General features: G+C 63.4%; 27 protein-coding genes. 15 read left to right on the top strand and 12 right to left on the bottom strand.

Going from position 1 to position 25251, the window contains the following annotated elements; genetic code table 11:
* Positions 1-51: 51 nt before the first annotated feature.
* Positions 52-2421, bottom strand: coding sequence for a transglycosylase domain-containing protein (locus tag DBV08_RS05315; RefSeq protein WP_003943525.1), 2370 nt, complete (start codon positions 2419-2421; stop codon positions 52-54).
* A gap of 293 nt (positions 2422-2714) precedes the next feature.
* Between DBV08_RS05315 and DBV08_RS05320 the strand changes: the two genes are divergently transcribed.
* Positions 2715-3038, top strand: a complete 324-nt coding sequence (locus tag DBV08_RS05320) for a WhiB family transcriptional regulator (protein WP_124566751.1) — start codon at positions 2715-2717, stop codon at positions 3036-3038.
* Positions 3039-3057: 19 nt separating this feature from the next.
* Here the strand turns inward: DBV08_RS05320 and DBV08_RS05325 are convergent, their stop codons facing one another.
* Complete coding sequence (locus DBV08_RS05325) at positions 3058-4236, bottom strand: ArsA family ATPase (RefSeq protein WP_007732380.1); 1179 nt, start codon at positions 4234-4236, stop codon at positions 3058-3060.
* On the bottom strand, positions 4236-5249 hold the full coding sequence (locus DBV08_RS05330) for an ArsA-related P-loop ATPase (protein WP_037130910.1): 1014 nt from the start codon (positions 5247-5249) through the stop codon (positions 4236-4238). Before DBV08_RS05330 ends, DBV08_RS05325 begins: the two co-directional genes overlap by 1 nt.
* A gap of 53 nt (positions 5250-5302) precedes the next feature.
* On the opposite strand from DBV08_RS05330, the gene DBV08_RS32220 reads away from it, so the two are divergent.
* The 9 genes from DBV08_RS32220 (at position 5303) to DBV08_RS05370 (ending at position 12655) form a co-directional block, all read left to right on the top strand.
* On the top strand, positions 5303-5467 hold the full coding sequence (locus DBV08_RS32220; protein ID WP_003943454.1) for a hypothetical protein: 165 nt from the start codon (positions 5303-5305) through the stop codon (positions 5465-5467).
* A gap of 5 nt (positions 5468-5472) precedes the next feature.
* A complete protein-coding gene (locus DBV08_RS05335) occupies positions 5473-5943 on the top strand; it encodes a RidA family protein (RefSeq protein ID WP_095969665.1) in 471 nt (156 codons plus the stop codon).
* On the top strand, positions 5943-6728 hold the full coding sequence (locus tag DBV08_RS05340; RefSeq protein ID WP_095969666.1) for an MBL fold metallo-hydrolase: 786 nt from the start codon (positions 5943-5945) through the stop codon (positions 6726-6728). The genes DBV08_RS05335 and DBV08_RS05340 overlap by 1 nt, the downstream gene beginning before the upstream one ends.
* 126 nt (positions 6729-6854) lie before the next feature.
* Positions 6855-8330, top strand: coding sequence for a 2-hydroxymuconic semialdehyde dehydrogenase (locus tag DBV08_RS05345; RefSeq protein WP_095973774.1), 1476 nt, complete (start codon positions 6855-6857; stop codon positions 8328-8330).
* 42 nt (positions 8331-8372) lie between these two features.
* Positions 8373-9146 carry a 2-keto-4-pentenoate hydratase gene (locus tag DBV08_RS05350; RefSeq protein ID WP_124566752.1) on the top strand — a complete coding sequence of 258 codons (774 nt, stop codon included), beginning with the start codon at positions 8373-8375 and terminating at the stop codon, positions 9144-9146.
* A complete protein-coding gene (locus tag DBV08_RS05355; RefSeq protein WP_019746612.1) occupies positions 9143-9595 on the top strand; it encodes a RidA family protein in 453 nt (150 codons plus the stop codon). The genes DBV08_RS05350 and DBV08_RS05355 overlap by 4 nt, the downstream gene beginning before the upstream one ends.
* A complete protein-coding gene (locus tag DBV08_RS05360) occupies positions 9592-10113 on the top strand; it encodes a 3-hydroxyanthranilate 3,4-dioxygenase (RefSeq protein WP_003943511.1) in 522 nt (173 codons plus the stop codon). Before DBV08_RS05355 ends, DBV08_RS05360 begins: the two co-directional genes overlap by 4 nt.
* A gap of 3 nt (positions 10114-10116) precedes the next feature.
* On the top strand, positions 10117-11112 hold the full coding sequence (locus DBV08_RS05365) for an amidohydrolase family protein (protein ID WP_124566753.1): 996 nt from the start codon (positions 10117-10119) through the stop codon (positions 11110-11112).
* A gap of 184 nt (positions 11113-11296) precedes the next feature.
* Positions 11297-12655: an MFS transporter gene (locus DBV08_RS05370; RefSeq protein WP_124566754.1), complete on the top strand. Its 1359-nt coding sequence runs from the start codon at positions 11297-11299 to the stop codon at positions 12653-12655.
* Positions 12656-12712: 57 nt separating this feature from the next.
* Here DBV08_RS05370 and DBV08_RS05375 read toward each other — a convergent pair whose 3' ends face one another.
* The 6 genes from DBV08_RS05375 to DBV08_RS32550 form a co-directional block, all read right to left on the bottom strand.
* On the bottom strand, positions 12713-13639 hold the full coding sequence (locus tag DBV08_RS05375; protein ID WP_095973490.1) for a LysR substrate-binding domain-containing protein: 927 nt from the start codon (positions 13637-13639) through the stop codon (positions 12713-12715).
* 50 nt (positions 13640-13689) lie between these two features.
* Positions 13690-14982, bottom strand: a complete 1293-nt coding sequence (locus tag DBV08_RS05380; protein WP_124566755.1) for a carboxylesterase family protein — start codon at positions 14980-14982, stop codon at positions 13690-13692.
* An 85-nt stretch (positions 14983-15067) separates the two neighbouring features.
* Complete coding sequence (locus DBV08_RS05385) at positions 15068-15628, bottom strand: TetR/AcrR family transcriptional regulator (protein WP_124566756.1); 561 nt, start codon at positions 15626-15628, stop codon at positions 15068-15070.
* 15 nt (positions 15629-15643) lie between these two features.
* Positions 15644-16114, bottom strand: coding sequence for a nuclear transport factor 2 family protein (locus DBV08_RS05390; RefSeq protein ID WP_124566757.1), 471 nt, complete (start codon positions 16112-16114; stop codon positions 15644-15646).
* A gap of 130 nt (positions 16115-16244) precedes the next feature.
* Positions 16245-16919, bottom strand: coding sequence for a Crp/Fnr family transcriptional regulator (locus DBV08_RS05395; protein WP_003943506.1), 675 nt, complete (start codon positions 16917-16919; stop codon positions 16245-16247).
* A gap of 255 nt (positions 16920-17174) precedes the next feature.
* Positions 17175-17447 (bottom strand): hypothetical protein, encoded by a 273-nt coding sequence (locus DBV08_RS32550; RefSeq protein WP_019746620.1) that lies wholly within the window; start codon positions 17445-17447, stop codon positions 17175-17177.
* 80 nt (positions 17448-17527) lie between these two features.
* Between DBV08_RS32550 and nth the strand changes: the two genes are divergently transcribed.
* Genes nth through DBV08_RS05420 form a run of 4 tightly spaced genes read left to right on the top strand, consistent with a single transcriptional unit; the run spans position 17528 to position 20876 of the window.
* Positions 17528-18313 (top strand): endonuclease III, encoded by a 786-nt coding sequence (gene nth / locus DBV08_RS05405; protein ID WP_003943471.1) that lies wholly within the window; start codon positions 17528-17530, stop codon positions 18311-18313.
* Between the two features lie 6 nt (positions 18314-18319).
* Positions 18320-18973 (top strand): TlpA disulfide reductase family protein, encoded by a 654-nt coding sequence (locus DBV08_RS05410; protein ID WP_095973494.1) that lies wholly within the window; start codon positions 18320-18322, stop codon positions 18971-18973.
* A complete protein-coding gene (locus DBV08_RS05415; protein WP_124566758.1) occupies positions 18970-19689 on the top strand; it encodes a CoA pyrophosphatase in 720 nt (239 codons plus the stop codon). Before DBV08_RS05410 ends, DBV08_RS05415 begins: the two co-directional genes overlap by 4 nt.
* On the top strand, positions 19686-20876 hold the full coding sequence (locus DBV08_RS05420; protein ID WP_019746623.1) for a MarP family serine protease: 1191 nt from the start codon (positions 19686-19688) through the stop codon (positions 20874-20876). The genes DBV08_RS05415 and DBV08_RS05420 overlap by 4 nt, the downstream gene beginning before the upstream one ends.
* A 19-nt stretch (positions 20877-20895) precedes the next feature.
* Here DBV08_RS05420 and DBV08_RS05425 read toward each other — a convergent pair whose 3' ends face one another.
* From DBV08_RS05425 to nhaA, 3 genes are read right to left on the bottom strand one after another with little or no spacing between them, the layout of a single operon-like run.
* The gene (locus tag DBV08_RS05425) at positions 20896-21828 is read right to left on the bottom strand and encodes an alpha/beta fold hydrolase (protein ID WP_095973496.1); all 933 of its coding nucleotides are present in this window, start codon (positions 21826-21828) and stop codon (positions 20896-20898) included.
* 15 nt (positions 21829-21843) lie between these two features.
* A complete protein-coding gene (locus tag DBV08_RS05430) occupies positions 21844-22353 on the bottom strand; it encodes a phage holin family protein (RefSeq protein WP_007732413.1) in 510 nt (169 codons plus the stop codon).
* A complete protein-coding gene (gene nhaA / locus DBV08_RS05435; protein WP_019746626.1) occupies positions 22350-23684 on the bottom strand; it encodes a Na+/H+ antiporter NhaA in 1335 nt (444 codons plus the stop codon). Before nhaA ends, DBV08_RS05430 begins: the two co-directional genes overlap by 4 nt.
* A gap of 173 nt (positions 23685-23857) precedes the next feature.
* On the opposite strand from nhaA, the gene DBV08_RS05440 reads away from it, so the two are divergent.
* On the top strand, positions 23858-25249 hold the full coding sequence (locus tag DBV08_RS05440; protein WP_003946096.1) for an MFS transporter: 1392 nt from the start codon (positions 23858-23860) through the stop codon (positions 25247-25249).
* The last annotated feature ends 2 nt before the right edge of the window (positions 25250-25251 follow it).

Here is a 25251-nt window from a genome sequence, read left to right on the forward strand (position 1 = left end):
CTCGGAGATCGCGGCCGTTCTTGTTTTCAGAGCCGTCAGTTTTCAGGGCCGTCAGTTCGGCGGGGTCCCCGCAGGCGGTGCGGGTTCGCCTCCGGGCGGAGTCGCATCCGGGGGAGTCGCGCCCGGTGCCGGGGCCGCCGGGGCTGCGGGGGATGCGGGTGCTGCCGGAGCCCTCACGGAACCGTCACTGATGTAGATCGTGACGGTCGAACCCGGGATCGCGGACCCGGACGGCGAAACTCCGGTAACCGTTCCCGCCCGTGCTCCGGACGCCGTGGTCACGGAATTGACCGTGAAGCCGGACGCCTGCAGGCGGGACGTCGCGGCCGACTGGCTCAGGCCGACAACCTCGGGAACCTGGCCGTTCTGTGATCCCCGTGCGTACTTCTCGTCGATCGGAGGCAGCGAGGTGGGCCCGAAGTTGTTGGCGACCGGGTTCATTGCCGCGAACCAGGATCTCGCCGGTTCGGTACCGCCGTACAGGTTGCCGCTGTAGCAGGGGCGCAGCGGGCTCGAGCAGATCTCGCCGGGCGTCGGGGAGTCGCCGAAGATGTAGACGGCTGCGGCGAGGTTGTTGGTGAAGCCGAGGAACGCCGAGGACTTGTGGGTCTCGGTGGTACCGGTCTTGCCCGACATCGGCAGGCTCCATCCGGCGCTGCTCGCGGCACCGGCCGACGTACCGGCGCCGACGTCGTCACGGCTCATGGCGTTGGCGAGTGTGTCTGCCAGGCCGGGCTCGACAACTTGCTCACAGCCCTGCTCGGTGACGGCCACCGGCTTGCCGTAGCGGTCGAAGACCGAATCGATGGGACTCGGCGGGCACCACTTGCCGTGCGAGGCGAGGGTGGCCGCGACGTTGGAGAGTTCGAGCGGGTTGATCCAGGTGGGGCCGAGGGTGAACGAACCGAGGTTCTGTTCCTTCTGGAAGTCGGCCATGCTGCGCTCGTCGAAGCCCGAGGTGTTGGGATCGGCGTACGAGCGCATGCCGAGACGGACAGCCATGTCGACCGTCGGCGTGACGCCGGTCGCCTCGATGAGCTTGACGAAAGCGGTGTTGGGGGACTGTGCCAGTGCGTCGGTCACGGACAGCGTCGGTGGGTAGTTGCCGGCGTTCTCCACGCAGTACGTCGAGACCGGGCAGCCGGCCGCACCACCGCTACCCATGCCCTTGGCTTCGAAGCGCTTGGGCACGTCCAGCGTCGCGTTGATGCCGAGGCCCTTCTCCATCGCCGCAGCCGTCGTGAAGATCTTGAAGACGGAGCCCGCACCGTCACCGGCGAGGGAGTACGGCTGCGCCTGGACGGTTTCGTCGGCGTCGGCATTGAGACCGTACGTGCGACTGCTGGCCATCGCGATGACCTTGTGTGAATCCTGGCCCGGCCGGATCACGTTCATCACGTTCGCGATGCCGTCGAGGTTGGCACTCGCGTTCGCATTCAGGCCGGCCTTGGTGGACGCCTGGACCTGCGGATCGAGAGTGGTCTTGATGAGGTAACCACCCTCGTTGATCTGGTCGCGCGTGATTCCGGCGTCCGAGAGGTACTTCAGTGCGTAGTCACAGAAGAATCCGCGATCGCCCGCAGCGATGCAGCCGCGCGGCAAGTTGTTGGGGGTTTCCAGGACGCCGAGGGGCTCTTCCTTGGCTGCGCGGAACTCGTCGGCACGATCCGGAATGTTCGTGATCATGGTGTCGAGCACGGTGTTACGACGCTCGGTCACGCCCTCGACGTTCGTGTACGGGTTCAGAGCGGAGCTGGACTGAACCATGCCGGCCAACATCGCCGACTGGGGAACGGTCAGATCTGCGGCATCGACGCCGAAGTAGGTCTGGGCCGCATCCTGGATGCCGAAGGATCCGTTGCCGAACGGTACGAGGTTGAGGTACCGGGTGAGGATCTCGTCTTTCGTGAGTTCCTTGTCCAGCGTCAGGGCCATCCGGATCTCGCGGATCTTTCGGGCCGGAGTGGTCTCGATGGCGGCGCGGCGCTCGGCATCCGTCTTGGCCACGACCAACAGCTGGTAGTTCTTCACATACTGCTGATCGAGTGTCGACGCGCCCTGCTGCACTTCACCGGTCGTCGTGTTGGTGAGGAAGGCGCGCAGCGTTCCCTGCCAGTCGACGCCCTTGTGGTCGGGGAACCGGCGGTCCTCGATGGAGACGATCGCCAACTTCATGTTGTTGGAGATCTTCTCGCTCGGGACTTCGAAGCGTCGTTGGTCGTACAGCCAGGCAATGGGATTGCCTGCCGCATCGACCATGGTGGACACCGCGGGGACCGTGCCTTCGACCAGTTCGGCCGAGACGTTGTCGACGGTATCGGCAGCGCGATTGGACGCGAATCCGAATCCGCCGGCCACCGGGAACATCACCCCTGCGACCAGGACACCCGCCAATGCGGAGCTTCCGGCGAGCTTCGCCACTGTTTTTGCAATCGACACGATCTACAGAGTACGTGTGCCCACCCATTGGAACCGGTTTCAGTGTTTTGGGGGTGTTCAAAACCTCCTGAACACGCGCTTTGTACTGCCGTACCAAAAAATGCCCCCGACCGTCTTGCGTTAGGGGCGTTCTTTACCTAAATTGTGATCAGTGTGATCGACGTAACACTCGATCACGAATGTGTCTCAGCTTTCACCGTGCTACCGCGGGGACGGCTGAGATGGTGCGCTGCTCGCCTCATGGCGACGGTCAGACTTTGTAGAGGGGACCCAGAATGTACACAGCCACCCCGAGTAGCCGTTTGGACATCGAGCAGGCCGAGGCACGAATTGCCTGGGTAACTCAGGCACGATGCCGCGAGGTCGAACCCGACCAACTTTTTGTTCGTGGCGCCGCGCAGCGTAAGGCAGCCACCATCTGCCGTCACTGCCCGGTCCTCATGCAGTGCGGAGCCGATGCGCTCGACAATCGCGTCGAGTTCGGTGTGTGGGGCGGAATGACCGAACGTCAGCGCCGTGCGCTGCTCAAGCAGCACCCCGACGTCGACTCCTGGTCCGAGTTCTTCGAAGACCAGCGCCAGCATCACTCAGCAGTCTGATCCAGGTCGATCGGGGGGATCAGCCCTTACGAGTGAGCTGATCTCCCACCGCGCGCAGCGCCTCGAGGTCCGAGACCTCGAACGGTAGCGACGGAACACCGATCAGCGGCACCCTCGGGTGAGCTGCGGTGAATCGACTCAGCAAGGCGATTTCTCGCTTCGCGATCACGGCCCGATGGGCATGGATGCGGAGAACGGCTGCGGTGAGGGCTTCGGCCTCGGTCGCATTTTCCTTCGCTTCCAGTTTGTCGGCGGCGGTCACTGCATGATCGGCAGGCAGAGCCGTCAACGTCGGGTGCGTGCGGTTGAGAACCAAACCGGCCAACGGCATCGAATCACCCGCAAGGCGATCGACGAAGAACGCCGCCTCGCGAAGAGCGTCGGGTTCGGCCGCTGCGATCACCAGGAAATGAGTCCCCGGCTGACGCAGCAACTCGTAGGTCTTCGTGGCGCGTTCACGGAAACCGCCGAACATCGAGTCCAGCGACTGTACGAATGCCGATGCATCCGAAAGCATTTGGCTTCCCACGATGGTCGAGACGCCCTTCAGTGCCAATCCCATCGCGCCGGCCACGAGCCTGGTCAGGCCACGGCCGGGTGCCGAGAGCAGCCGGATCATCCGTCCGTCGAGGAATGTTCCCAGCCTCTGTGGAGCGTCGAGGAAGTCGAGCGCATTGCGGGACGGCGGGGTATCGACGATCACCAGATCCCACGCGTCGTTCGACGCCAGCTGCCCCAACTTCTCCATCGCCATGTACTCCTGCGTTCCGGAGAACGATGTGGCAACGGTTTGGTAAAAGGGGTTCGCCAGGATCTGCTCGGCCTTCTCAGGGCTCGAATGTTCGATGACCATCTCGTCGAAAGTCCGACGCATGTTCAGCATCATCGCGTGCAGTTCGCCCGTGGCTTCGGGACCCAGCTTCACCGGCTGCGGAGTGTTGTCGAGTTCGGCCACACCCAAGGCCTGTGCGAGGCGACGGGCCGGATCGATGGTGAGTACGACTACGCGTCGGCCCTCTTCGGCGGCACGCAACGCCAGCGACGCCGCCGTCGTGGTCTTGCCGACGCCACCTGCGCCGCAACACACCACGATCCGGGCCGTCGGGTCCTTGATGATCGCCGAAATATCGAGGGCAGGAGCTGCGCGTCGGCCGGTCCTGGAACTGCCGACCGTCACGTTCTCGGTGGTCTCGGTCATCACACGCCCTGTTCCGTGAGGTATTCGGCAAGTTCGTACAGTCCACCGAGATCGACGCCGTCGGCGAGTGCGGGGAGTTGCACCCGAGCCCCGTCGATCTCGCGGAGCTTCTCGGCGCTGGATTCTTGAGCTTCGAGCACCGACGCGTGTTCGATCGTCTCGGTGAGCAGGCCGGCGAAGTCGTCGTCCGACAGATCGATGCCGACATCGGAGAGCGTCGACCGGATCGAAGCTGCATCGATATTGCCGGCTGCAGCACCGGAGAGTTGATCTTCGGGCAAGAACCTCGGGCTGGCGCGGTTGACGATGATGGCACCGAGGTTGAGGTCGTCACGCGCCAGTTCTGCGGCAGCGTCGGCAGTTTCCTGAACGGGCAGCGCTTCGAGAAGTGCAACCAGATGTACGACGGTCTCCGGCGAGTGCAGCAGCCGAACGACGCCTTCACTCTGGGAGTGCACCGGGCCGCCCTTGGCAAGATCGGCCATCGCCTTGGTGACGTCGAGGAAGCTGCCGATTCGTCCGGTCGGGGGAGCGTCGACGACAACGGCGTCGTACACGCGTTTGCCGGTTCGATCGGTGCGGATGACGCACTCCTTGATCTTGCCGGTGAGGAGAACGTCGCGAAGGCCGGGAGCGATGGTGGTGGCGAATTCGATGGCGCCGAACTTACGCATCGCCCGGCCGGCGAAGCCGAGGTTGTAGAACATTTCGAGGTATTCGAGGAACGCGGTCTCGATGTCGACGGCCAGAGCCATTACTTCACCGCCACCTTCGGCGGCCGCGACCTTGGTCTCCTGCGGTGGAAGCGGCGGTACGTCGAAGAGCTGCGCGATTCCCTGGCGGCCCTCGACCTCCACGAGGAGAACGCGCTTGCCGCCTTCGGCCAACGCAAGCGCCAACGCAGCGGCAACCGTGGACTTACCGGTTCCGCCTTTACCTGACACAAAGTGCAGGCGGGCCTTCGTCGCGGACTCGGGCCAGGTCCTGCTCAGCTCATCTTGGGATGCAACCACACCGCGAGCCTATAAGTCTGGGGCCGAAGATGTACGCGGGATAGGCTCACCGCATGAGCGAAATAACTTCCTGGGAATACACCGTGACTCCGTTGCTGGTCCACAATCCGAAGGCAATTCTCGACAACTGGGGTGTCGACGGCTGGGAGCTCGTCGCAGTCCTGCCGAGCGCGTCGGGCGAGCAGCACGTCGCGTACATGAAGCGTCCGAAGGGCTGAATCACATGGCAGAGGCAACACAGACCTGGTCGGAGCGTCTCGCCGAACTGGGCATTGCACTTCCCGCCGTCGCGGCACCCGTCGCTGCGTACGTTCCCGCGGTTCGCAGCGGCAACCACGTGTACACGTCGGGTCAGCTCCCGTTCGTCGACGGAAAACTGACGCTGACCGGCAAGCTCGGCGCGGGCGTGTCGGATGAGGACGCCAAGGCCGCGGCTCGCACCTGCGCGCTCAACGCTCTCGCTGCCATCGACGCCCTGGTCGGCATCGACAACGTCGTTCGTGTCGTCAAGGTTGTCGGCTTCGTGGCATCCGCCGAAGGATTCACCGGTCAGCCCGGCGTGATCAACGGCGCTTCCGAATTCCTCGGCGAGGTGCTCGGCGACGCCGGTATCCACGCTCGTTCGGCAGTCGGTGTGGCAGAACTTCCCCTCGGCTCTCCGGTCGAGGTGGAACTGATCGTCGAAGTTCGCTGATGTCGACGGTCCATCCCGCCTACGCGCAGCTTCGCCGCGTCACCGACATCGCTTCGGTCTTGCTCGAGAACAATCCGGGCATGATGACGCTGGACGGTACGAACACCTGGATTCTGCATGCTCCCGGCAGCGTCGAGTGTGTTGTCGTCGATCCAGGCGACAACGACGAGGAACACCTGCAACGTGTCGCTGGTATCGGTCCGGTAGCACTGACCTTGATCACGCACCGGCACTACGACCACACCGGCGGGGTGGACCGTTTCCATGAATTGACTTCGGCTCCAGTGCGTTCCGTCGACCCCACTTTTCTTCGCGGGGGCGCTTCGGCGCTTGTCGACGGTGAAGTGATCGAGGTGGCGGGCCTGAAGTTGCGGATTCTCGCGACGCCGGGCCATACCGCCGACTCGGTGTCGATAGTCGTCGAGAACGACGCGAGCGTGCTGACGGGCGACACCATTCTCGGCCGCGGCACGGCAGTCCTCGACGATTCCGACGGTGATCTGGGGGACTACCTCACCTCGCTGCGATCCCTGGCCGCACTCGGCGAAGGACTGACGGTTCTGCCCGGGCACGGTCCGGACCTACCCGATCTGCAGACGATTTCGCAGCAGTACCTGGCTCACCGCGAGGAGCGTCTGGACCAGGTGCGAGCCGCTCTGTCGACGTTGGGGGAGTCGGCCTCGGTTCGCGACGTTGTCGAGCACGTCTACTCCGACGTGGACCCGAAGCTGTGGCCGGTGGCGGAGAAATCCGTCAATGTGCAGTTGGCGTATCTGCGTCGCTGAGGCGTTCGGCGCCGACATAGCGGGCTGAGTTGTTTGACCGAACTGCCGCCATCTATGCCGATCGAGGTATAGCTGGCGGCAGTTTTTGCATTTGTTTGATATGGGTCACGGGCCAATAGTTAGTCCATGACCTCACAATGCGACGGATGGATCCGCAATTACGTGGACGGCTCCTATGTCGAACCCGACGAGTCGTCGAGCTTCGATCAGGTCGACCCGGCAACGGGCCGTGTTCTCGCCCGGGTCCACGAGGCCGACAAGGCCCTGGTCGATCGGGCCGTGACTTCTGCCAGACGCGCTCTGGGCAACGGTTGGGCCGATACGCCGGTTCGAGAGCGGACGGCTCTGCTGCGACGCGCCGCCGACCGGATCGAGGAGCGATTCGAAGAGTTCGTCGCCGCAGAGATGGCGGACACCGGCAAGCCGATCACGCAGGCACGCGAACTCGACGTCGCGCGCGCCCTGACGAACTTCCGCACCTTCGCCGACATCGTCGCCGCAGCGGGACAGGAATCGTTTGTCACGGATCTCGCGGGTGGCAAGCAGGCGCTGAACTACGCGATCCGCAAGCCGCTCGGCGTCGTCGCCGTGATCGTTCCGTGGAACTTGCCGCTGCTTCTCCTGACCTGGAAGGTCGCGCCCGCGCTCGCGTGCGGAAACTCCGTGGTGGTCAAGCCCTCCGAGGAAACCCCGGCGACTGCGTCGTTGCTGGCCGAGGTACTCGAAGAAGTAGGCCTGCCTGCCGGCGTCTACAACGTCGTCCACGGGTTCGGTGCGAACTCCGCCGGCGAGTTCCTCACCACGCACCCCGGCATCGACGGCGTCACCTTCACCGGATCTTCGGCAACGGGTTCGCATGTCATGAAAACCGTTGCGCCGCGGGTCCGTCCGGTCTCGTTCGAACTGGGAGGCAAGAACGCCGCGATCGTCTTCGACGACGTCGACATCGACGAAGCGTTGACGGGTCTGACCAAGTCGGTGTTCACCAACACCGGCCAGGTCTGCCTGTGCACCGAGCGGGTGTACGTGCACCGCAGTATTTTCGACGACATCGCCGGTGGACTCGTCGAGCGGGCAGCAGGATTGCGTCTGGGCGACCCGACGCTCGATGCAACGACGACCGGACCGCTCATCTCGCAGGCGCACCGGAAGAAGGTTCTCGACTACTTCGAGATCGCCGAGCAGGAGGGTGCGAAAGTGCTTACCGGTGGCGGCATTCCGGATCTCGGGCAGGAGCTTGCCGGCGGGTCGTGGATCGAACCCACCCTGTGGACGGGTTTGACCAACAAGGATCGCGCCGTGCGCGAGGAGATCTTCGGACCCGTTGCGGCACTCATTCCGTTCGAGACCGAAGCCGAGGCGATCGCACTGGCAAACGACACCGAGTACGGCCTCGCTGCCTCTGTGTGGACCAACGACCTGCGCCGTGGACACCGCGTCGCGCAGAAGATGAACGTCGGAATCTCCTGGGTCAACACGTGGTTCACCCGTGAACTGCGATCTCCCTTCGGCGGTATGGGCTTGTCCGGCATCGGACGTGAGGGTGGCGAGTCCTCGCTGCACTTCTACACCGAACCGACGAACGTATGTGTGCAACTGTGAACATCGAAACCGCAAAAGTTTTCCAGAAATGAGCGAGGCGTGATGACAGCCCAAGAAGACACCGTATCCGCACTCGCACGTCGCCTCGACGACGCTCAACAGAGTCGCACCGACACCCCGAGCCTCGCCGACGAACACACCATCGACATCGACGAGGCCTACCGGATCCAGAACGAACTCCTCGAACGACGCACCAGCCGTGGCGAATCGATTGTGGGCATCAAGCTCGGCTTCACCAGTCAGGCGAAGATGGCGCAGATGGGTGTGTCCGAAGTGATCGTCGGTCAGCTGACCGACACGATGTGCGTGAGCAACGGCGGCGAAGTCGACCTGAGGACGTTCATTCATCCCAAGATCGAACCCGAAGTGGCATACCGGCTGTCGAAGGACGTCGATCTCGACGATCCGAACGTCGACATCGAAAGCTGTGTCGACGCGCTGGCTCCGGCGATGGAGATCATCGACTCGCGCTACCGCGACTTCCGCTTCACCTACACCGACGTCGTCGCCGACAACACCAGCGCGGCCGGATACGTGATCGGGCGGTGGCTGCCGCTGCAGAACGTCGAGGACCGTTCCGTGCGTATGGAAGTCGGCGGCGAGACGGCACGCGGAACCACGGCGGCCATTCTCGGCGATCCGGCGCGAGCTTTGCATGCACTGCTCGACATCGCGCGTCGACGCCGAATTCCGTTGCGCGCCGGTCAGGTAATTCTGGCCGGTGCCGCCACCGCAGCTGTGCGACTCGACGAGGGCGTCGCCCAGTGCACCATCGACGGCCTCGGAACCGTCACGGTCAAAGGTGTGAAGCGATGAGTGGGGCGCAGGTCATCGAGAAGCTGGCAAAGCCGCGCGGAAAGTTCCCGCATGTCAAGGTGGTCGGTGACTTCGTCTACGTCTCCGGTACCAGCTCGCGTCGGCCCGACAACACGTTTGTCGGCGTCGAGGTCGACGAGATGGGGACGACGGCGCTCGACATCCGGGCCCAGACCCGTGCCGTCATCGAAAACATCGCGGCAATCCTCGCCGAAGTGGGCGGAGAACTCAGTGATCTGGTTCAGGTCACCTCCTACCTGGTGTCGATGAACGACTTCGGCGGATACAACGAGGTGTACGCCGAACTGTTCGACGAAAACGGTCCGACGAGAACGACTGTGGCTGTTCACCAACTGCCCCACCCTCACCTGCTCATCGAAATTTCCGGCGTGGCGTACGTGCCCGCCTCCAAGCGCTCGGCGTCCGAAGATACGGAGAATGCATCATGACCACGATTCCTCCCGTCATCGACTTCAAGAAGTGGATCGACGACAACCGCCACCTGCTGCAGCCGCCGGTGAACAATCAGACGATGGCGCTCGGAGACGACTTCATCGTGCAGGTCGTCGGCGGCCCCAACCAGCGGACCGACTATCACCTCGATCCGTACGAGGAGTGGTTCTACCAGCTCGAAGGCGACATCCACGTCAACGTGATGACCGAAGACGGTCCTCAGCGTGTCGACATTCGGGAGGGCGAAACCTGGTTGCTGCCAGGAGACATTCCGCATTCGCCCCAGCGTCCCACCGCGGGCTCGATCGGCCTGGTCATCGAACGCGTCCGCAAGGAAGGCACGCTCGAGAAGTTCCAGTGGTACTGCCTCGAATGCGACCACAAGATTCACGAGGTCGAACTTCAGGTGCGCGACATCGTGGCCGACCTGCCGCCGGTGTTCGTCAAGTTCTACGAGAGCGAAGAAGCCCGCACGTGTGACAAGTGCGGCACGCTCCATCCCGGCAAGGGCTGAGCTATGAGCAACCTGATCGACATCCACACCCATTACGTGCCCAACGGGTGGCCGGATCTGACCGAAGACGCGGGGCCGCAAGCGCCGTGGCTGAAGGTCGAGTCGGAAACCGAAGCAATGATCATGATGGGCACCAAGGAGTTCCGCCGCATCCAGTCCGATGCCTGGGACGCCGAGGTGCGGCTTCGGGACATGGATGCCGACGGCGTGCAGACGCAGGTCGTCTCACCTACTCCGGCGTTCTTCAACTACGGCCGGAGCGGTGAGCAGGCAAGCCGCATTGCACGGATCTTCAACGACCTCGCACTCGAGATCGTGGAGCCGGCGAAGGATCGGTTGATTCCGTTCTGCCAGGTGCCTCTGCAGGACACCGACGCAGCGTGCCGTGAGTTGGAGCGGTGCATCGCGAACGGGCACCGCGGTGTCGAGATCGGCAATCATGTCGGCGATCTGGACCTCGACAGCGAGGGCGTGGTGACGTTCCTGCAACACTGTGCGTCGCTGGACGTGCCCGTCTTCGTGCACCCGTGGGACATGGCCAACTCCCCGCGTCTCGACCGGTGGATGGCGCAGTGGCTCACCGCGATGCCGGCCGAAACGCACCTGTCGATACTCGCACTGATTCTCGGTGGAGTGTTCGACAAGATCGACGATCGCCTGAAGATCGGATTTGCGCACGGTGGTGGATCTTTCGCGTTCTGGTTGGGACGGATGGAAAACGCCTGGCACGGCCGCAACGACATCATCGGTACGTCGGAGTTCCCTCCTTCGCACTACCTGGGAAGGTTCTACGTGGATTCCGTCGTCTTCGACGAGCGTGCGCTGCGACTGTTGGTGGACACGGTGGGGGTGGACCGTGTGATGGTGGGTAGCGATTACCCGTACCCCTTGGGGGAGCGTCCGGTCGGTGAGGTGGTTCGCAAGAGTGAGTTCTTGGACGATACTGCGCGCCAACTGATTTCGCGGGGGAATGCCGAACGCTTCCTGGGTCTCGCCTGAGGCCCCGGCTATACCCTTTCCGGTATGGCGGACGGTGAATTCGGCATTTGTGAGTCATGTCTCGAGCGAGCACAATTCCAAACACAACGATCGACGACGCTCGTGATGCCGACAATCCCGAAGACGGGGTCGGTGACTACAGATTTCATCGTCCGCCTGCCCCATCCAATCGATAGGTTCCGCGATGTCAGACAAGATATCCAACAGCACGACGAGTGACGGAAAGCCGTTGCCGGAGAAAGCTGCCCGCAGCCGAGTTGCCATGGCAACCCTGGCCGGCACAACTCTCGAATGGTACGACTTCTTCCTCTACGGCACAGCCGCCGCGCTGATCTTCAACAAACAATTCTTTCCGAGCCTGAGCCCCACGGCCGGCACGCTGGCTGCCTTCAGCACCTTCGCCGTCGGGTTCATCGCACGGCCGGTAGGTGGACTCGTGTTCGGGCACTTCGGTGACCGCATCGGGCGCAAGGCCACGCTCGTGGTCTCGCTGGTGATGATGGGCGTCGGGTCCACACTCATCGGCCTCATCCCGAACTACGACTCCATCGGGTTCTGGGCACCCGTCCTCCTGGTGGCCATGCGCGTCGTTCAGGGCATCGGTCTTGGCGGTGAAGGCGCCGGCGCGACACTCATGTCGATGGAGCATGCGCCGGCCGGGCAGAAGAATCTGTATGCAGGTTTCCCGCAGATGGGCACACCTGCCGGACTAGTTCTCGCCAACGGCATTTTCCTGACGACCAACGCCGTGATGTCGGACTCCGCATTCGCGTCGTGGGGTTGGCGAATCCCCTTCCTGCTGAGCTTCGTTCTGGTGGCGATCGGTTTGGTGATCCGCCTGCGCGTCACCGAGTCGCCGTCATTTGCCGGGGTCATGGAGAAGGGCGAAATAGTTCGCTTCCCGCTGCGTGAGTCGCTCAAGGTCGGCTTCCCCCGTTTGTCTCTCACGCTTGCCGCGTGCTTGGCGAACTCCGCCGTGGCGTACGCCTTCATGGTGTTCACTCTGTCGTACGGCACGCAACATCTGGGCTACGACAAGCAGTTCCTCGTGCTCAGCGTGACCGCTGCCGCAGTCCTGTGGTTCCTTTCCATCCCGTTCTGGACCAAGATCGCCGACAAGTACGGGCGTCGACACATGTTCATCGGCGGATCAGCCGCAATCCTGTTGTGGTGCATCGTGTTCTTCCCGCTCCTCAACACCGAGAACAAAATGGTCGCCGTCATCGCGTTCCTGGGTATGGGCCTGATCGTTCCGGTCACACATTGTGTCCAGGGCAGCATCATCGCCGACACCTTCCCGGCCAAGGTCCGCTATTCCGGCTCGTCTCTGATCCTCCAGAGTGGTGCGATTCTCGGCGGTGGACTGGCACCGATGATCGCCACGGCTCTGCTCGACGCCACTGGATCTTCGGCAGGTGTGACCTGGTATCTCGCCGGGGTGTGCACGATCAGCCTGGTCGGCGCCATCGCCCTGTTCAAGATTGTCCCCGATTCGTCGCGGGGCTTGGAGCACGAGGAAATTCGCGTCTCCGAAAACGCCTGAGTACCGGATTGATCCGATCGGCCCGTTCCCCCTGGAGGGAACGGGCCGATCGGCGTTTCACGGTCGCATGAGCTCGGCTGCAAAGGACTCCAGCGTCGCGATGAGGGCCTGAGCGGACGGACTCGACGTGCGAGTCGCCGACGATGTGATGCCGACGCTGTGCCCGATCGGATCGAGTGTGATGGACAGGGTGGTCAAGCGCGCGTCGTCGCGGGGGATGAGGCTCGGCAGTACCGCGATCATGTCGGTCTCGACCAGCAGTTGACGCACGGTGAGGAAAGAGGTTGCCTCGACCCGATTTTCGGGCAACGGCAAGCCGTTGCGGGCGAAGAACTCCTCCAGCTCGCGGCGGAGCACTGTCTCGACCCCGGGCAGGATCCAGGGGAAGCCGCGCAACTCTTCGAGTTGGACGTCCTCACGAAGAGCGAGCGGGTGATCCACGCGGGTGACGAGTTCGACGGATTCGGCGTAGAGGTTCCGTCGTATCGCGGTGTCATCGGTAGGTGAGGTGAGCCGGCCGACGATCAGGTCGATTCGGCCCGCTTCCAGATCGGTGAGCAACTGTTCGGGCGTACCTTCGCGCACGACGACGGTGAGCAGCGGGTGGTGAACCTTCAGGCGTGCGATGGCGCCGGGAAGCAGCACGTTGGATCCGGCGAGATGTGTTCCCACGATGACCGTTCCGCGATTGGCGTCGGCAAGTTCGACGACGTGCCGCCCGGCTTCGGTCAGCTGCGCGATCACGGCCCGCGCATGAGTTGTGAAGGCCTCGCCGAAAATGGTCGGGGTGATTCCGCGTGGGCCGCGATCGAAGAGCGAGACACCGAGAATGGACTCGATGTCGTGCAGACTGCGGGTCGCGACGGGTTGTGTGATGTGAAGTGCAGCAGCGGCACCGACCACACTGCCCTGACGGCTCAACGCGTCGACGAGCAGTAGATGGCGGAGTTTGAGTCGCCCGTCGAGGAGCTTGGGCATGTCCATGGAGCAATCCTAGACGGGATTGCGGCGAGTGGGTAGGCGCCCGAAGTTGCTCAGGAGAAGGTGATTCCGATCGGTTGGGCCGAGGTGTACTTCTCCCACGTTTCGCTGTTGTCCGGACTTCCCGTGTGCGCAAACGACGTCCAGTGCCGGCGTATCCGTCGGCCCAGTGCGTCGATGCTCTGCCAGTCGCTGCTGCCCAGCATCGGTGAGCCCTGCCAGGACTGCTCGGTTCCCAACACGAAGGGTAGTTCGATGCAGTGGGTGGCTCCGAAGACGTCTTCCGTCGGTGCCCAGTCGAAGCGATACGTGTACACCGACGCGCCGGCCGTGGTGAAGGCATCGGCCAGCTCCATCGCCGGCTCGGCAAACATGTTCTGTGTCAGTGCTTTTTCGGCGACGCGTTCGGGATCGGGTGCTCCCGCCACGTCGCGCAGGAAAGCGGATCCCTCGTCGCGGGTGTATCCCACGATGACGTCAGGCGCTGCGTCGAAGGTCCGGGTCACGGGTTCCAGTTCGGAAATCGGTGCGAAGGGCGGCTGCACGACATTGGGGGACCGCCGGCTGAACTCGATTGCCGTGCCGCGGAATGCGTCGAGGATGTGGGAAAGTGGCGCGGTCCGAGGATCTCCGTCGAGCAGTCGGGCAAACGTTTCACCGTTCTCTATCGCGGCAGCCTGCGTGAAGTTGAGGTCCGGCCGCGGGGTGCTCTGCAGAATTGCTCGACGGAACAGAGTTCGAGAGTTGTTACTGCCCAACAGATTCACAATGGAATGAGCGCCGGCCGACTGCCCGAATACGGTGACCGAATCGGGGTCGCCACCGAATGCCTCGATGTTCTCGCGTACCCACTCGAGCGCCGCGATCTGATCGTGGACCCCGAGATTGCCTTCGCTGACGCCGTCGAGGAGGAGGTATCCGAGCACACCGACGCGATAGTTGACCGACACCACGACGACGTCGCCCGCGGCTGACAAAGCCCCGCCGTCGTACCAGGGGAGGGAGCCGCCGCCACTGGAGTATCCGCCGCCGTGCAGCCACACCATCACCGGGCGGCGACCGTTCAGCGACGGGGTTGTGACCGTGACGGTGAAGCTGTCCTCGCTGAGCTCCGGTTCGGGGAGCGGCGGTCCCATGATCCGTTCGAGACGTGAAGGTGGTTGGGGGAATACCGTTCCGAGAGCCGTGGCGTCGAAGACGTCGGAGAACGGTTCCACCGGGCGAGGTTTCTCGAAACGCCCCGCGCGGGCATAGGGGATCGCACCGAAGTAGTAGGAACCGTCACGCTTTCGGCCGCGGATCTTCCCCGAAGCCGTGGATGCGATCACCGTCTCGGACGAGAGCATGGGTTCCTTTCGTCTTGTGCGTGCCTTTTCGAGCATGCCAGGTGGATGCCGTGGCACAAATGCCTTTGCGGTCGTGCGGTATGCGTTACGGCGTGAGTGTCTGCATCAGTCGATCTTCGAGTTTCGTCGTCACTCGGCTGTATACGGCGCTGTCGTCCAGCGCTCGAGACATCACGATTGCGCCTTGGATCCCGGCCACGGCTTCTTCGGCGAGTCCGATGGAATCTTCGGCGCCGGCGAGTGCCGCCGCGAGAGCGACTGTCCACTCGTCGAAGTAGGTTCTCACCTTGGTACCGAAGCGGCTTCGCTCTTCACCGAGTGCAAATGCGCCGAACAGGCAAATGCGTTGCCCGGACCGAAAGTAGTCGGCCACGGTAACGAACATGCTCTGGACACGCTGACTCGGTGGAACCGACTCTGCTCGAAGCGGTTCGAAGACTTCGGCGCGAAACCATCCGGCGACCTCGTCGAGCACCGCCTCGGCCATTTCTTCCTTCCCGCGCGGAAAGAAGTTGTAGAGACTGCCTTTGCCCAACCCGGTGTGTTCGGTGATGACGGCCAGGCTTGCTCCGTCGAACCCGTAGGTGCGGAACACGTTCGCGAGCGCGGGAATCGTGTCGGAGCGTTCAGCTACCTGTCTGACCATGGATTCATCCTTCCATTACAGGCCCAGCTCGCTCAGGCCTGGATGATCCTGCGGGCGTGGTCCGGTCGAATCCCAGAAGAACTTTCGGTCGTTCTCCGCGATGGCGACGTCGTTGATGCAGGCATGACGGTGGTGCATGAGGCCGTCGGCGTCGAACTCCCAGTTCTCGTTGCCGTAGGAGCGGAACCACTGCCCGTCGTGATCGTGCCACTCGTAGGCAAATCGAACCGCGATGCGGTCGCCGTCGTGGGCCCACAGTTCTTTGATCAGGCGGTAGTCCAGCTCGCGGGTCCACTTCTCGGTCAGAAGTTCGACGATCTCGGATCGGCCGATGACGAACGTGGACCGATTGCGCCACCAACTGTCCGGCGTGTAGGCGAGTGACACCTTCTGCGGATCGCGCGAATTCCAGCCGTCCTCGGCGAGGCGGACCTTCTGGACGGCGGTTTCGTGGGTGAAGGGCGGAATCGGTGCTCGGACGGTCATGACATGGCCTCTCGGTTGGGCGTGTACCTATCGGTACAGACTTTACTGATAGGTACAACAAGAGTCCAGGAAACGACTTCGGCCGCCCACGCATAGTGCGGGAGCGGCCGAAAGAGTCGAGAAGGAAGAACTAGCGTGCGCGACGAGCCAGACGCTCGGAATCCGAGATCAGGACGCTCTTGCCTTCGAGGCGCAGCCATCCGCGGTGTGCGAAATCGGCGAGCGCCTTGTTGACGGTCTCGCGGGAAGCGCCGACGAGCTGGGCGATCTCTTCTTGCGTGAGGTCGTGAGTGACGCGCAGTGCGCCACCTTCCTGAGTGCCGAAGCGCTGCGCGAGCTGCAGGAGCGCCTTGGCGACACGGCCGGGAACGTCCGTGAAGATCAAGTCGGCCAGGGTGTTGTTGGTACGACGCAGTCGGCGGGCGAGAACGCGCAGCAGCTGCTCGGCGATCTCGGGGCGCTGCTGGATCCATGCCTTGAGAGCGTCGCGATCCATGCTCACGGCGCGAACCTCGGTGACGGTCGTCGCCGTCGAGGTGCGGGGGCCGGGGTCGAAGATGGACAGTTCGCCGAACATGTCGGACGGGCCCATGATCGTCAGCAGGTTCTCGCGACCGTCGGGTGAGCGTCGACCGATCTTCACCTTGCCGGACACGATGATGTACAGGCGGTCACCGGGCTCACCTTCGTTGAAGATGACATGTCCACGGGGGAAGTCGACGGGCTGCAGCTGCTTTGTCAGCGCCGCTACCGCTGAGGGCTCGACTCCTTGGAAGATGCCGGCTCTTGCCAGGACGTCGTCCACGTGCGCTCCTTGTTGGGATTTGTTCGTTTGTGGTGTCATTTTTGCGCTATCTATCTTTGTACCCGTGCTGCGCACAAACCGTCGTACACAGGCTCAGCCCTCATGAGTGAGACACTGTGTCCAATGCAATCTGTGTTCAATGCAACAGGTACGGCATCGAAGTCTACGTCCCGATAGCTCGCGGCGAGTGATTGATGCCACGTAAGAGCCGAAAATTCTTCCGGAATCCGCTGCGGTGACTACTTTGTATGGCCGTCAACTTGCCCGTTGTGTCCGGATTTCGCCCAGGCTGGCGCTCTCGGGAGCCTCCGACTGACGGCCCTTCCGCTTCCGGTGGAAGCGCGCGAAAGCATGGGGAAACCCATCGCTTGCCAGGCGGGCGACATCGTCGTGACTTGCCTGATCGAGGAAGTCTTCTACTTCGTGCTCTTGAACCGAGAGCCGACGCAATCGCCCTTCGACTCGTTCCATCGCCAGGGCAAAGAGCATCAGCAGTAGCGGAAAGAGAATTACTGCGAGTCCTTGCATAGGGGGAAGTAAACACGTCGAAGGTCTCAGAATCGACACGACGGAGTCTCCACTCATGTCGTATCCGTACAGTTGTCTGAGTGCAGACCACCCCGACAGGCAGTTCAGAGCAGCGGAAGAAACCGCGTTCGGGGGGTGCGCGGAAGGAAGAATCACACCTTGGATTGGTACGCCGGGCGCGTCGGATGAATCGTGAGCTCGCGGTAGCTTTCCCGCACGTGTACTGCGAACTCGACTTCACGACTCCGTTGGAACTGGCAGTGGCGACAATTCTGTCGGCGCAGTGCACGGACGTCCGCGTCAACATGGTCACCCCCGCGCTCTTCGCGCGTTATCCCGACGCGAAGGCATACGCGGAAGCCGATCGGACCGAACTCGAGGAGTACATCCGCTCCACCGGCTTCTACCGGAACAAGACGACGTCGTTGATCGGACTCGGTCAGGCACTACTCGAACGCCACGACGGTCAGGTCCCGAACAAGCTCGAAGATCTCGTGAAACTCCCAGGCATCGGACGCAAGACCGCGAACGTCGTGCTGGGCAATGCCTTCGACATTCCGGGAATCACCGTCGACACCCACTTCGGCCGGCTCGTGCGGCGGTGGAAGTGGACCGAGGAAGAAGATGCCGTCAAGGTGGAACACGCCGTCGGGGCACTGATCGAACGTAAGGAATGGACACTGCTCTCGCATCGCGTGATCTTTCACGGCCGACGGGTCTGCCACGCGCGCAAGCCCGCGTGCGGTGTGTGCGTACTGGCCAAGGACTGCCCGTCGTACGGGCTCGGCCCGACCGACAAAACCGAGGCCGCGGCCCTGGTGAAAGGCCCCGAGACCGATCATCTGCTCGCCCTGGCAGGGTTGTGATCGCCGATGACAAGTGCTGGAAGATGGTCTCTCGCTGCGCTCGTGGTCGTCGCGGCTCTCGTCGTGGCGATCTGGCCGCGTGGGGGAGACGACACGACGCCCACCTCGACAGGTCCGTCGTCGTCCGCGTATCAGCCGCCGACGTTCACTCCGTCGTCGGAATCGCTCGATCAACTCCGTAGCCAGGCGGCTCTGGCCCCCTGCCCGACTCCGACCGGTGAAGCGCCTGCCGGCTCGGCTCTCGCCGGAATCACCCTCGACTGCGTGTCCGACGGAGCGCCCGTCGACCTTGCCGCAGCGGTGGGCGGAAAACCGACTCTGCTCAATCTGTGGGCGTACTGGTGTGCGCCGTGTGCCGAAGAGCTTCCGTACCTTCAGGAATTCGCGGAGCGCGCCGACGGCAGCATCAACGTGCTGACTGTGCACTCGGATCCGAATCAGGAGAACGCTTTGACGCGACTCATCGACTACTCGGTGCGTTTGCCCGGCGTCCAGGACGGTGACGGCAAGGTGCGGATCGCGGTGGGCGCACCGCCGGTGCTGCCTGTCTCGGTGCTCGTGCGCGCGGATGGAACGGTCGCCAAGGTCTTGCCCCAACCCTTCCGCAGTGCGGACGAAATCGCCGCCGCTGCGGCGCAATATCTGGGAGTCGTCGTATGAGTACACCGGTTCCCGAGTGGTTGCGTGCTGTCGCCGACAATCAACCCACCGATCCCCACCGGATCAACCCCGTCCTCGAGCGTCGCGCGCCGCGCGGCACCGTAACGCGTCCGGCCGCGGTGCTCGTGCTCTTCGGCGGACCTCGCGAGGCCGACCCTCTTGCCGTCGGCGGATTGCCCGAGGGCGCAGACGTGTTGCTGACCCAACGTGCGTCGACGATGCGTCAGCACAGCGGACAGGTCGCATTCCCGGGCGGCGCCGCCGACCCGGGCGACGACGGCCCCATCGGCACCGCGCTGCGTGAAGCGCAGGAGGAGACCGGGCTCGATCCGAGCGGAGTTCAGCCGCTCACCGTGCTGCCGGAGATCTTCATCCCGCCGTCGGGTTTCGACGTGACGCCGGTGCTCGGCTACTGGGAGCAGCCGACGGCGGTGGGCATTCAGGACGAAGGCGAGGTCGGACGGGTGGCCAGGGTGCCGCTGCGCACGTTGCTCGACCCCGACAACCGGTTTCAGGTTCGCCACCCCCTCGGATACCAGGGCCCGGCGTTCCGCGCCGACGGCATGCTGGTCTGGGGGTTCACAGCAGGAATCCTCGCGGCGCTGTTCACGGTGTCGGGCTGGGAGATTCCGTGGAACTACGAGGACGTGAGAGACCTGGACACAGCGCTGTCCGAGTTCGGTGAAGGTGTCGAGGATTCGGCGGTGCCGCGATGACAGGTTCTCGTTGGGTGGACATCGCCATCGTTCTGGTCGCGCTCATCGCGGCCACGTCCGGATGGCGTCAGGGCGCGGTGGCGTCGGCGTTGGCGTTCGTCGGCGTGATACTCGGCGCCGTCGCCGGAATTTTGTTGGCGCCACACCTGCTCGTGCACGTCACCGAAGGCAAGCTGCGCATCCTCGCGGGCATCTCGCTGATCGTGGTGTTGGTCATCATCGGCGAGGTCGCCGGCATGGTGCTCGGCCGCGCGGCGCGCAGCGGAATGCACAGTCCGACGGCGCGATCCGTCGACAGCGTCATCGGTGCGGGTCTACAGGCGGTGGCCGTCGTGGTCGCGGCGTGGTTGCTCGCGATTCCGCTTACTTCCTCGTCGCAGCCGAATATTGCAGCCGCTGTTCGTGGTTCGGACGTTCTCGCCAGTGTGGACGAACTGGCGCCGCAGTGGCTGCGCCGCATCCCGACCGAGTTCTCGGCGTTGCTCGACACCTCCGGCCTGCCGGACGTCATCGGCCCGTTCGGGCGCACGCCCATCACCGAGGTCGAAGCACCCGACGCGAGCGTTCTGGCCAGTCCGTTGGCTGCGCAGTTGCGCCCGAGTGTTCTACGCATCAACGGCGTCGCACCGAGTTGCCAGCGCGCGCTCGAGGGATCCGGATTCATCGTCGCCCCCGAACGCGTCATGACCAACGCCCACGTGGTGGCCGGAACCGAGAGCATCACGGTGGACACCATGGAGGGCGCACTGCCCGCGCAGGTGGTTCTCTTCGACTCCGCCGTCGACATCGCGATTCTGGCGGTTCCGGGATTGGACGCACCGGTGCTGCCGTTTGCTCCGGAGCAGGCTCAGACCGGAGACAACGCGTTGGTGCTCGGTTACCCCGGCGGCGGTCCGTACACGGCCAGCGCAGCCCGCGTTCGTGAGGTTCTGAACCTGAACGGGCCGGACATCTACAAGGCCGGAACCACTCAGCGTGAGGTCTACACCGTCCGCGGATCCATCAGGCAGGGCAACTCCGGTGGGCCGATGGTCGACGATCAGGGGCGGGTCCTCGGCGTCGTGTTCGGTGCTGCCGTCGACGACAGCGACACCGGATTCGTCCTCACCGCCCAGGAAGTCTCGCGCCAGTTGAATGCAGCTGCGTCGGCTTCGACGCCAGTGCCGACAGGCGCCTGCATTCTGTAGCGATCAGTTCTCGTAGCGGTCAGTTCTCGTTGAGGAAGTCCCCGAGTTCGCGGTTGACGCGCTCGGGGGCTTCCTGATGCGCGTAATGGCCGACTCCGGCAATGGTGCGCAGTTTCTCGCCGGGAGCCCAGTGCTTGTCGCGTCGCACGGTACGGGTGAGCACGTACGGGTCGAGCTCGCCGTGAATCTGGACGATCGGAATGCGAAGAACCTGATCCATCAAACGCATGAAACGACGGCCCTCGGGGCGGAGCTGGCTGCGGAAGGCCCAACGCTGGTACTCCAGCGTGGAATGTGCGACGCCCGGAATCCGGATCGCGGACCGCATCTTGCTCATGGCGTCCGCGAATTCGGGTTGTTGCGGCCAGGTGGGGCCGGACCGCGAGCGAACCAGACGCTCCACTTCGGCGCCGTTGTCGGCCGTCAGCCGTCGCTCGGGGCGCAGCGGCACCTGGTAAGCCAGGAACGAAGGCAACAGCGCGCGACGCTGATACGGGTCGCGCACGACGGCTTTCTTGAGCGCCATCGGGTGTGGTGACGAGATCAGCGCGATCGATCGCACCAGGCGTGGATGCAGGAGCGCGGTCGCCCAGCACACCAACCCGCCGTCGGCATGACCGATCAGCGTGGCCTTGCCGTAACCCATCGCACGAATGAGGCCGGCCACGTCACCGGCGAGCGTCCAACCGTCGTAGCCGCGAGGGGGCTTGTCGGAATCGCCGTACCCACGAAGATCCATCGCGACGACGCGGAAGCCCTGCTCGGACAGTGCCGTCAATTGATGGCGCCAGGACCACCAGAAATCAGCGAATCCGTGCAGAAGCACCACCAACGGAGCATCCGGCTCCGCGTCGCCTACCTCGACGACGTGAAACCGGATGCCGTTGGCGTGAATGTCCCGGTGAATCCAGGGGCCGTCGAACCTGACGGTGGATGGATCTGGGGCTGCCACTTTCGATCAGACTCGCTACCGGCGCGCGTTGAAATCGACAGACGGCTTTGCGTCGTCATGGCTGCCGGGGATGACGTTCTTGGCCTGCTTGAGCGATTCGATCGTCTTCTCCGGGGCCCTCAGCTTGCGTACTCGCAGATAACCGAGCAGCGCCAGAATCGCGGTGGTCACCACCATGATCAGGAAGACGATGAGGAACGCCAGCCAACGCGGCACCCAGGTGTCGAGCATCTCGGCCAGGAAGAAAAAGAAGAAGAACGAGCTGAACAGCAGAACCGTGAAGGCCAGGATGAAGAAGACGCTGCCCTGCAGACCCTTCTTGACCTCGCCTGTCACCTCGGCCTTGGCAAGTTCGACCTCGGCGCGCACGAGGGTGGAGACCTGTGCGGTCGCGTCCTTGACGAGGGCCCCGATGGTGGCCTCGCCCGGCGTGCGGGCGTCCACATCGGTGAGAGGGATGGACGAGACCGTGTTCGGTACTCCATCTCCGGTGAAGCGCTGGCTCTCTCCGTTGGTCAAGCTCACTTGTCGACCTCTCCAGGTAGTTCTCTCGCGTCCGTGGCAATGGCGGTGGAAGCGTCGTCTCGAGCCGCATGGACCCGTCCACGTCGCCACAGCAGCGCTGATCCGATCAGCGATGCCACCAACGATGTCACGAGAACTGCGGCCTTCGCTATCTCGGCCTCGCTGCCATCGCCGACCCCGTCCAATGCGAGGTCTGCTACAAGCAGGCTAACGGTGAACCCGATGCCACCGAGAACTGAGAGGGCAAACATGTCTCTCAATTCCAGTGTCTTGGGTTTGGTTGCTATCCCCAATTTGATCGCGAGCAGGGAAATTCCGAAGATTCCGACGGTTTTGCCGACGAGAAGGCCGACGACAACCGATTGCCCGACGGGGTCGGTGAAAATGTCGCCGAGTACAGCCGCGTTGATCGGAACACCGGAGGCGAACAGTGCGAAGACGGGGACGCAGAAGCCTGCGGAGTAAGGCTGAATGCGGTGCTCGAGACGGCTACCGGGCGCGTATTCCTCGTCCGGATCGCGCCTGACCCGGGTGAGTAAGCCGAGCGCGACGCCCGCGAGTGTGGCGTGTATCCCCGCTTCGTGCATCGCGTACCAGGTCAGAAGTGCCAGTGGAACGTAGAGGAACGGCGTCGTGATGCGTTTGTGTTGGGCGTAGGCGTAGACAGCGAGGGCTGCGGCCGCGGTCAACAGCCACAACATCGCGAGGGAACCGGTGAACAGTACGGCGATGAGGATGATGGCGAGCAGATCGTCGACGACGGCCAGGCTGAGCAGGAAGACTCGGGCGCTCGCGGGGATCTTCGAGCCGGTGAGTGCGAGCACGCCGAGGGCGAAAGCGATGTCCGTCGCGACGGGAATGGCCCAGCCCTTGTCCATGCCTGGCGTGCCGAAACCGATGGACGCCGCGATGATCGCGGGGACCAGGACGCCGCCGCACGCCGCGATGATCGGGAGCATCGCGGCTTTGCGGTCCGCGAGTTCGCCGACCACCAGTTCGCGTTTGAGTTCGAGGCCGGCGACGAAGAAGAAGACGGCAAGCAGTCCGTCTTGCGCCCAGGTGCCCAGGCTGAGGTCCAGATGGAGTGCAGACGGGCCGATCTGGAAGTCGCGCAGAGCGATGTAGCTCTCACCGAAAGGTGAGTTCACCCAGATCAGAGCGACAGCAGCGGCGATGAGGAGTATCGATCCGCCCACCGTTTCGGTGCGGAGATAGCGGGACAGTTCGGAACGCAAAGTGGAGATCACGCGTGGGGACGACCTTTGTTCGTGCACCCGAGTTCGGATGCAACAGACATGAACGTGATCGACGTTGTAAAGCATCGAATGCACGTGCCGACCAGACTTCCCGGCTCACCTTTACGGGATTTTATCGCGGATCGCCCGCTGAGCCGAATCCGCGAACCGAATTTGCGCCGGAAAACCCCGCGGGTGTTCAATTCCTACTGATTGGGACAGGATCCCACCAATTGGACATCTTTCGTATATCGGCGCAGGAGCATGCTTTGAGCACGTCAGTCAGTGAGAACCCACCCAAGCCCGAGGGCGGCGACGCAGATACCGTCGCCGGAGTGCCGCGTAGCCGCATCGTGGTCGCCAGCATGGTGGGTACGTCCATCGAGTTCTACGACTTCTACATCTATGCAACAGCGGCGGTATCGGTGTTCCCGCACCTGTTCTTCCCGAAGGGCAACGACACCACCGCGCTTCTCGCCTCGTTGGCGACGTTCGGACTCGCGTTCGTCGCTCGTCCCCTCGGCTCGATCCTCTTCGGGCACTTCGGTGACCGCGTCGGGCGCAAGGCAACTCTGGTCGGCTCGTTGCTGACGATGGGCATCGCGACCTTCCTCATCGGTCTGTTGCCCACCTATCACCAGATCGGTCTGCTGGCCCCGGCGTTGTTGGCGCTCATGCGTTTCTGCCAGGGTCTCGGGCTCGGCGGTGAATGGTCGGGTGCGGCTCTACTCGCGACCGAGACGGCCAAGGAAGGCAAGCGGGCCTGGGCGGCGATGTGGCCGCAACTCGGAGCGCCCATCGGCTTCTTCATGGCCAACGGCCTGTTCCTGATCATCACGTTGTTCATGAACCACGACAATTCCAGCCCGGACCTCGAAGGTGCCTTCCTGAGCTGGGGATGGCGAATTCCGTTCCTGCTCAGCGCAATCATGGTGATGATCGGCCTGTACGTTCGGCTCAAGCTCGAGGAAACTCCGGTGTTCGCGCGTGCAGTCGAGCGCGGCGAGAAGGTCAAGACTCCGGTTGCCGAGGTGTTCAAGACCAGCTGGCGTCAGCTGATCATCGGTACGTTCGTGATGCTCGCGACGTACACGCTGTTCTACATCATGACCACCTGGGTTCTCAGCCACGGAACCGGCAAGACGCCGGCCGACGGCGGAACGGGCGCAGGCTTCAAGTACACCGATTTCCTTGTCCTGCAGCTGATCGCAGTCGTGTTCTTCGCTGCCGCCGTGCCGGTCTCGGGTTGGCTCGCCGACCGGTACGGGCGTCGTATCACACTGCTGATCATCACCGGCCTGATCATGGTGTTCGGCTTGACCTTCGGTGTCTTCCTCGAACCGGACGGAATGAACGACGGCCGCATGTTGGCGTTCCTCATCGTGGGCATGCTGCTCATGGGCCTGACCTTCGGCCCGATGAGTGCCGTTCTCCCGGAACTCTTCCCGACCAACGTCCGCTACACGGGCTCGGGAATCGCGTACAACACCGCCAGCATTCTGGGCGCAGCGGTGGCGCCGTTCATCGCCGTCTACCTCGCGAAGAACTACGGCGTCGGCTGGGTCGGCATCTATCTCCTCGTGGCGGCGACGTTGACTTTTGTCGCGCTGCTGGTCATGCGTGAGACGAAGGGTGAGTCGCTCGACGATGTAGGGGCATAACC

It is taken from the genome of Rhodococcus sp. KBW08 (genome assembly GCF_003852455.1).
Classification (GTDB): domain Bacteria; phylum Actinomycetota; class Actinomycetes; order Mycobacteriales; family Mycobacteriaceae; genus Rhodococcus_F; species Rhodococcus_F baikonurensis.

Excerpts from the sequence above, each read along its gene's own strand:
- DBV08_RS05320 (WP_124566751.1), top strand. The coding sequence starts at position 2,715 with ATGTACACAGCCACCCCGAGTAGCCGTTTGGACATCGAGCAGGCCGAG.
- DBV08_RS05325 (WP_007732380.1), bottom strand. The coding sequence starts at position 4,236 with ATGACCGAGACCACCGAGAACGTGACGGTCGGCAGTTCCAGGACCGGC.
- DBV08_RS32220 (WP_003943454.1), top strand. The coding sequence starts at position 5,303 with ATGAGCGAAATAACTTCCTGGGAATACACCGTGACTCCGTTGCTGGTC.
- DBV08_RS05335 (WP_095969665.1), top strand. The coding sequence starts at position 5,473 with ATGGCAGAGGCAACACAGACCTGGTCGGAGCGTCTCGCCGAACTGGGC.
- DBV08_RS05340 (WP_095969666.1), top strand. The coding sequence starts at position 5,943 with ATGTCGACGGTCCATCCCGCCTACGCGCAGCTTCGCCGCGTCACCGAC.
- DBV08_RS05345 (WP_095973774.1), top strand. The coding sequence starts at position 6,855 with ATGACCTCACAATGCGACGGATGGATCCGCAATTACGTGGACGGCTCC.
- DBV08_RS05350 (WP_124566752.1), top strand. The coding sequence starts at position 8,373 with ATGACAGCCCAAGAAGACACCGTATCCGCACTCGCACGTCGCCTCGAC.
- DBV08_RS05355 (WP_019746612.1), top strand. The coding sequence starts at position 9,143 with ATGAGTGGGGCGCAGGTCATCGAGAAGCTGGCAAAGCCGCGCGGAAAG.
- DBV08_RS05360 (WP_003943511.1), top strand. The coding sequence starts at position 9,592 with ATGACCACGATTCCTCCCGTCATCGACTTCAAGAAGTGGATCGACGAC.
- DBV08_RS05365 (WP_124566753.1), top strand. The coding sequence starts at position 10,117 with ATGAGCAACCTGATCGACATCCACACCCATTACGTGCCCAACGGGTGG.
- DBV08_RS05370 (WP_124566754.1), top strand. The coding sequence starts at position 11,297 with ATGTCAGACAAGATATCCAACAGCACGACGAGTGACGGAAAGCCGTTG.
- DBV08_RS05375 (WP_095973490.1), bottom strand. The coding sequence starts at position 13,639 with ATGGACATGCCCAAGCTCCTCGACGGGCGACTCAAACTCCGCCATCTA.
- DBV08_RS05380 (WP_124566755.1), bottom strand. The coding sequence starts at position 14,982 with ATGCTCTCGTCCGAGACGGTGATCGCATCCACGGCTTCGGGGAAGATC.
- DBV08_RS05385 (WP_124566756.1), bottom strand. The coding sequence starts at position 15,628 with ATGGTCAGACAGGTAGCTGAACGCTCCGACACGATTCCCGCGCTCGCG.
- DBV08_RS05390 (WP_124566757.1), bottom strand. The coding sequence starts at position 16,114 with ATGACCGTCCGAGCACCGATTCCGCCCTTCACCCACGAAACCGCCGTC.
- DBV08_RS32550 (WP_019746620.1), bottom strand. The coding sequence starts at position 17,447 with ATGCAAGGACTCGCAGTAATTCTCTTTCCGCTACTGCTGATGCTCTTT.
- DBV08_RS05410 (WP_095973494.1), top strand. The coding sequence starts at position 18,320 with ATGACAAGTGCTGGAAGATGGTCTCTCGCTGCGCTCGTGGTCGTCGCG.
- DBV08_RS05415 (WP_124566758.1), top strand. The coding sequence starts at position 18,970 with ATGAGTACACCGGTTCCCGAGTGGTTGCGTGCTGTCGCCGACAATCAA.
- DBV08_RS05420 (WP_019746623.1), top strand. The coding sequence starts at position 19,686 with ATGACAGGTTCTCGTTGGGTGGACATCGCCATCGTTCTGGTCGCGCTC.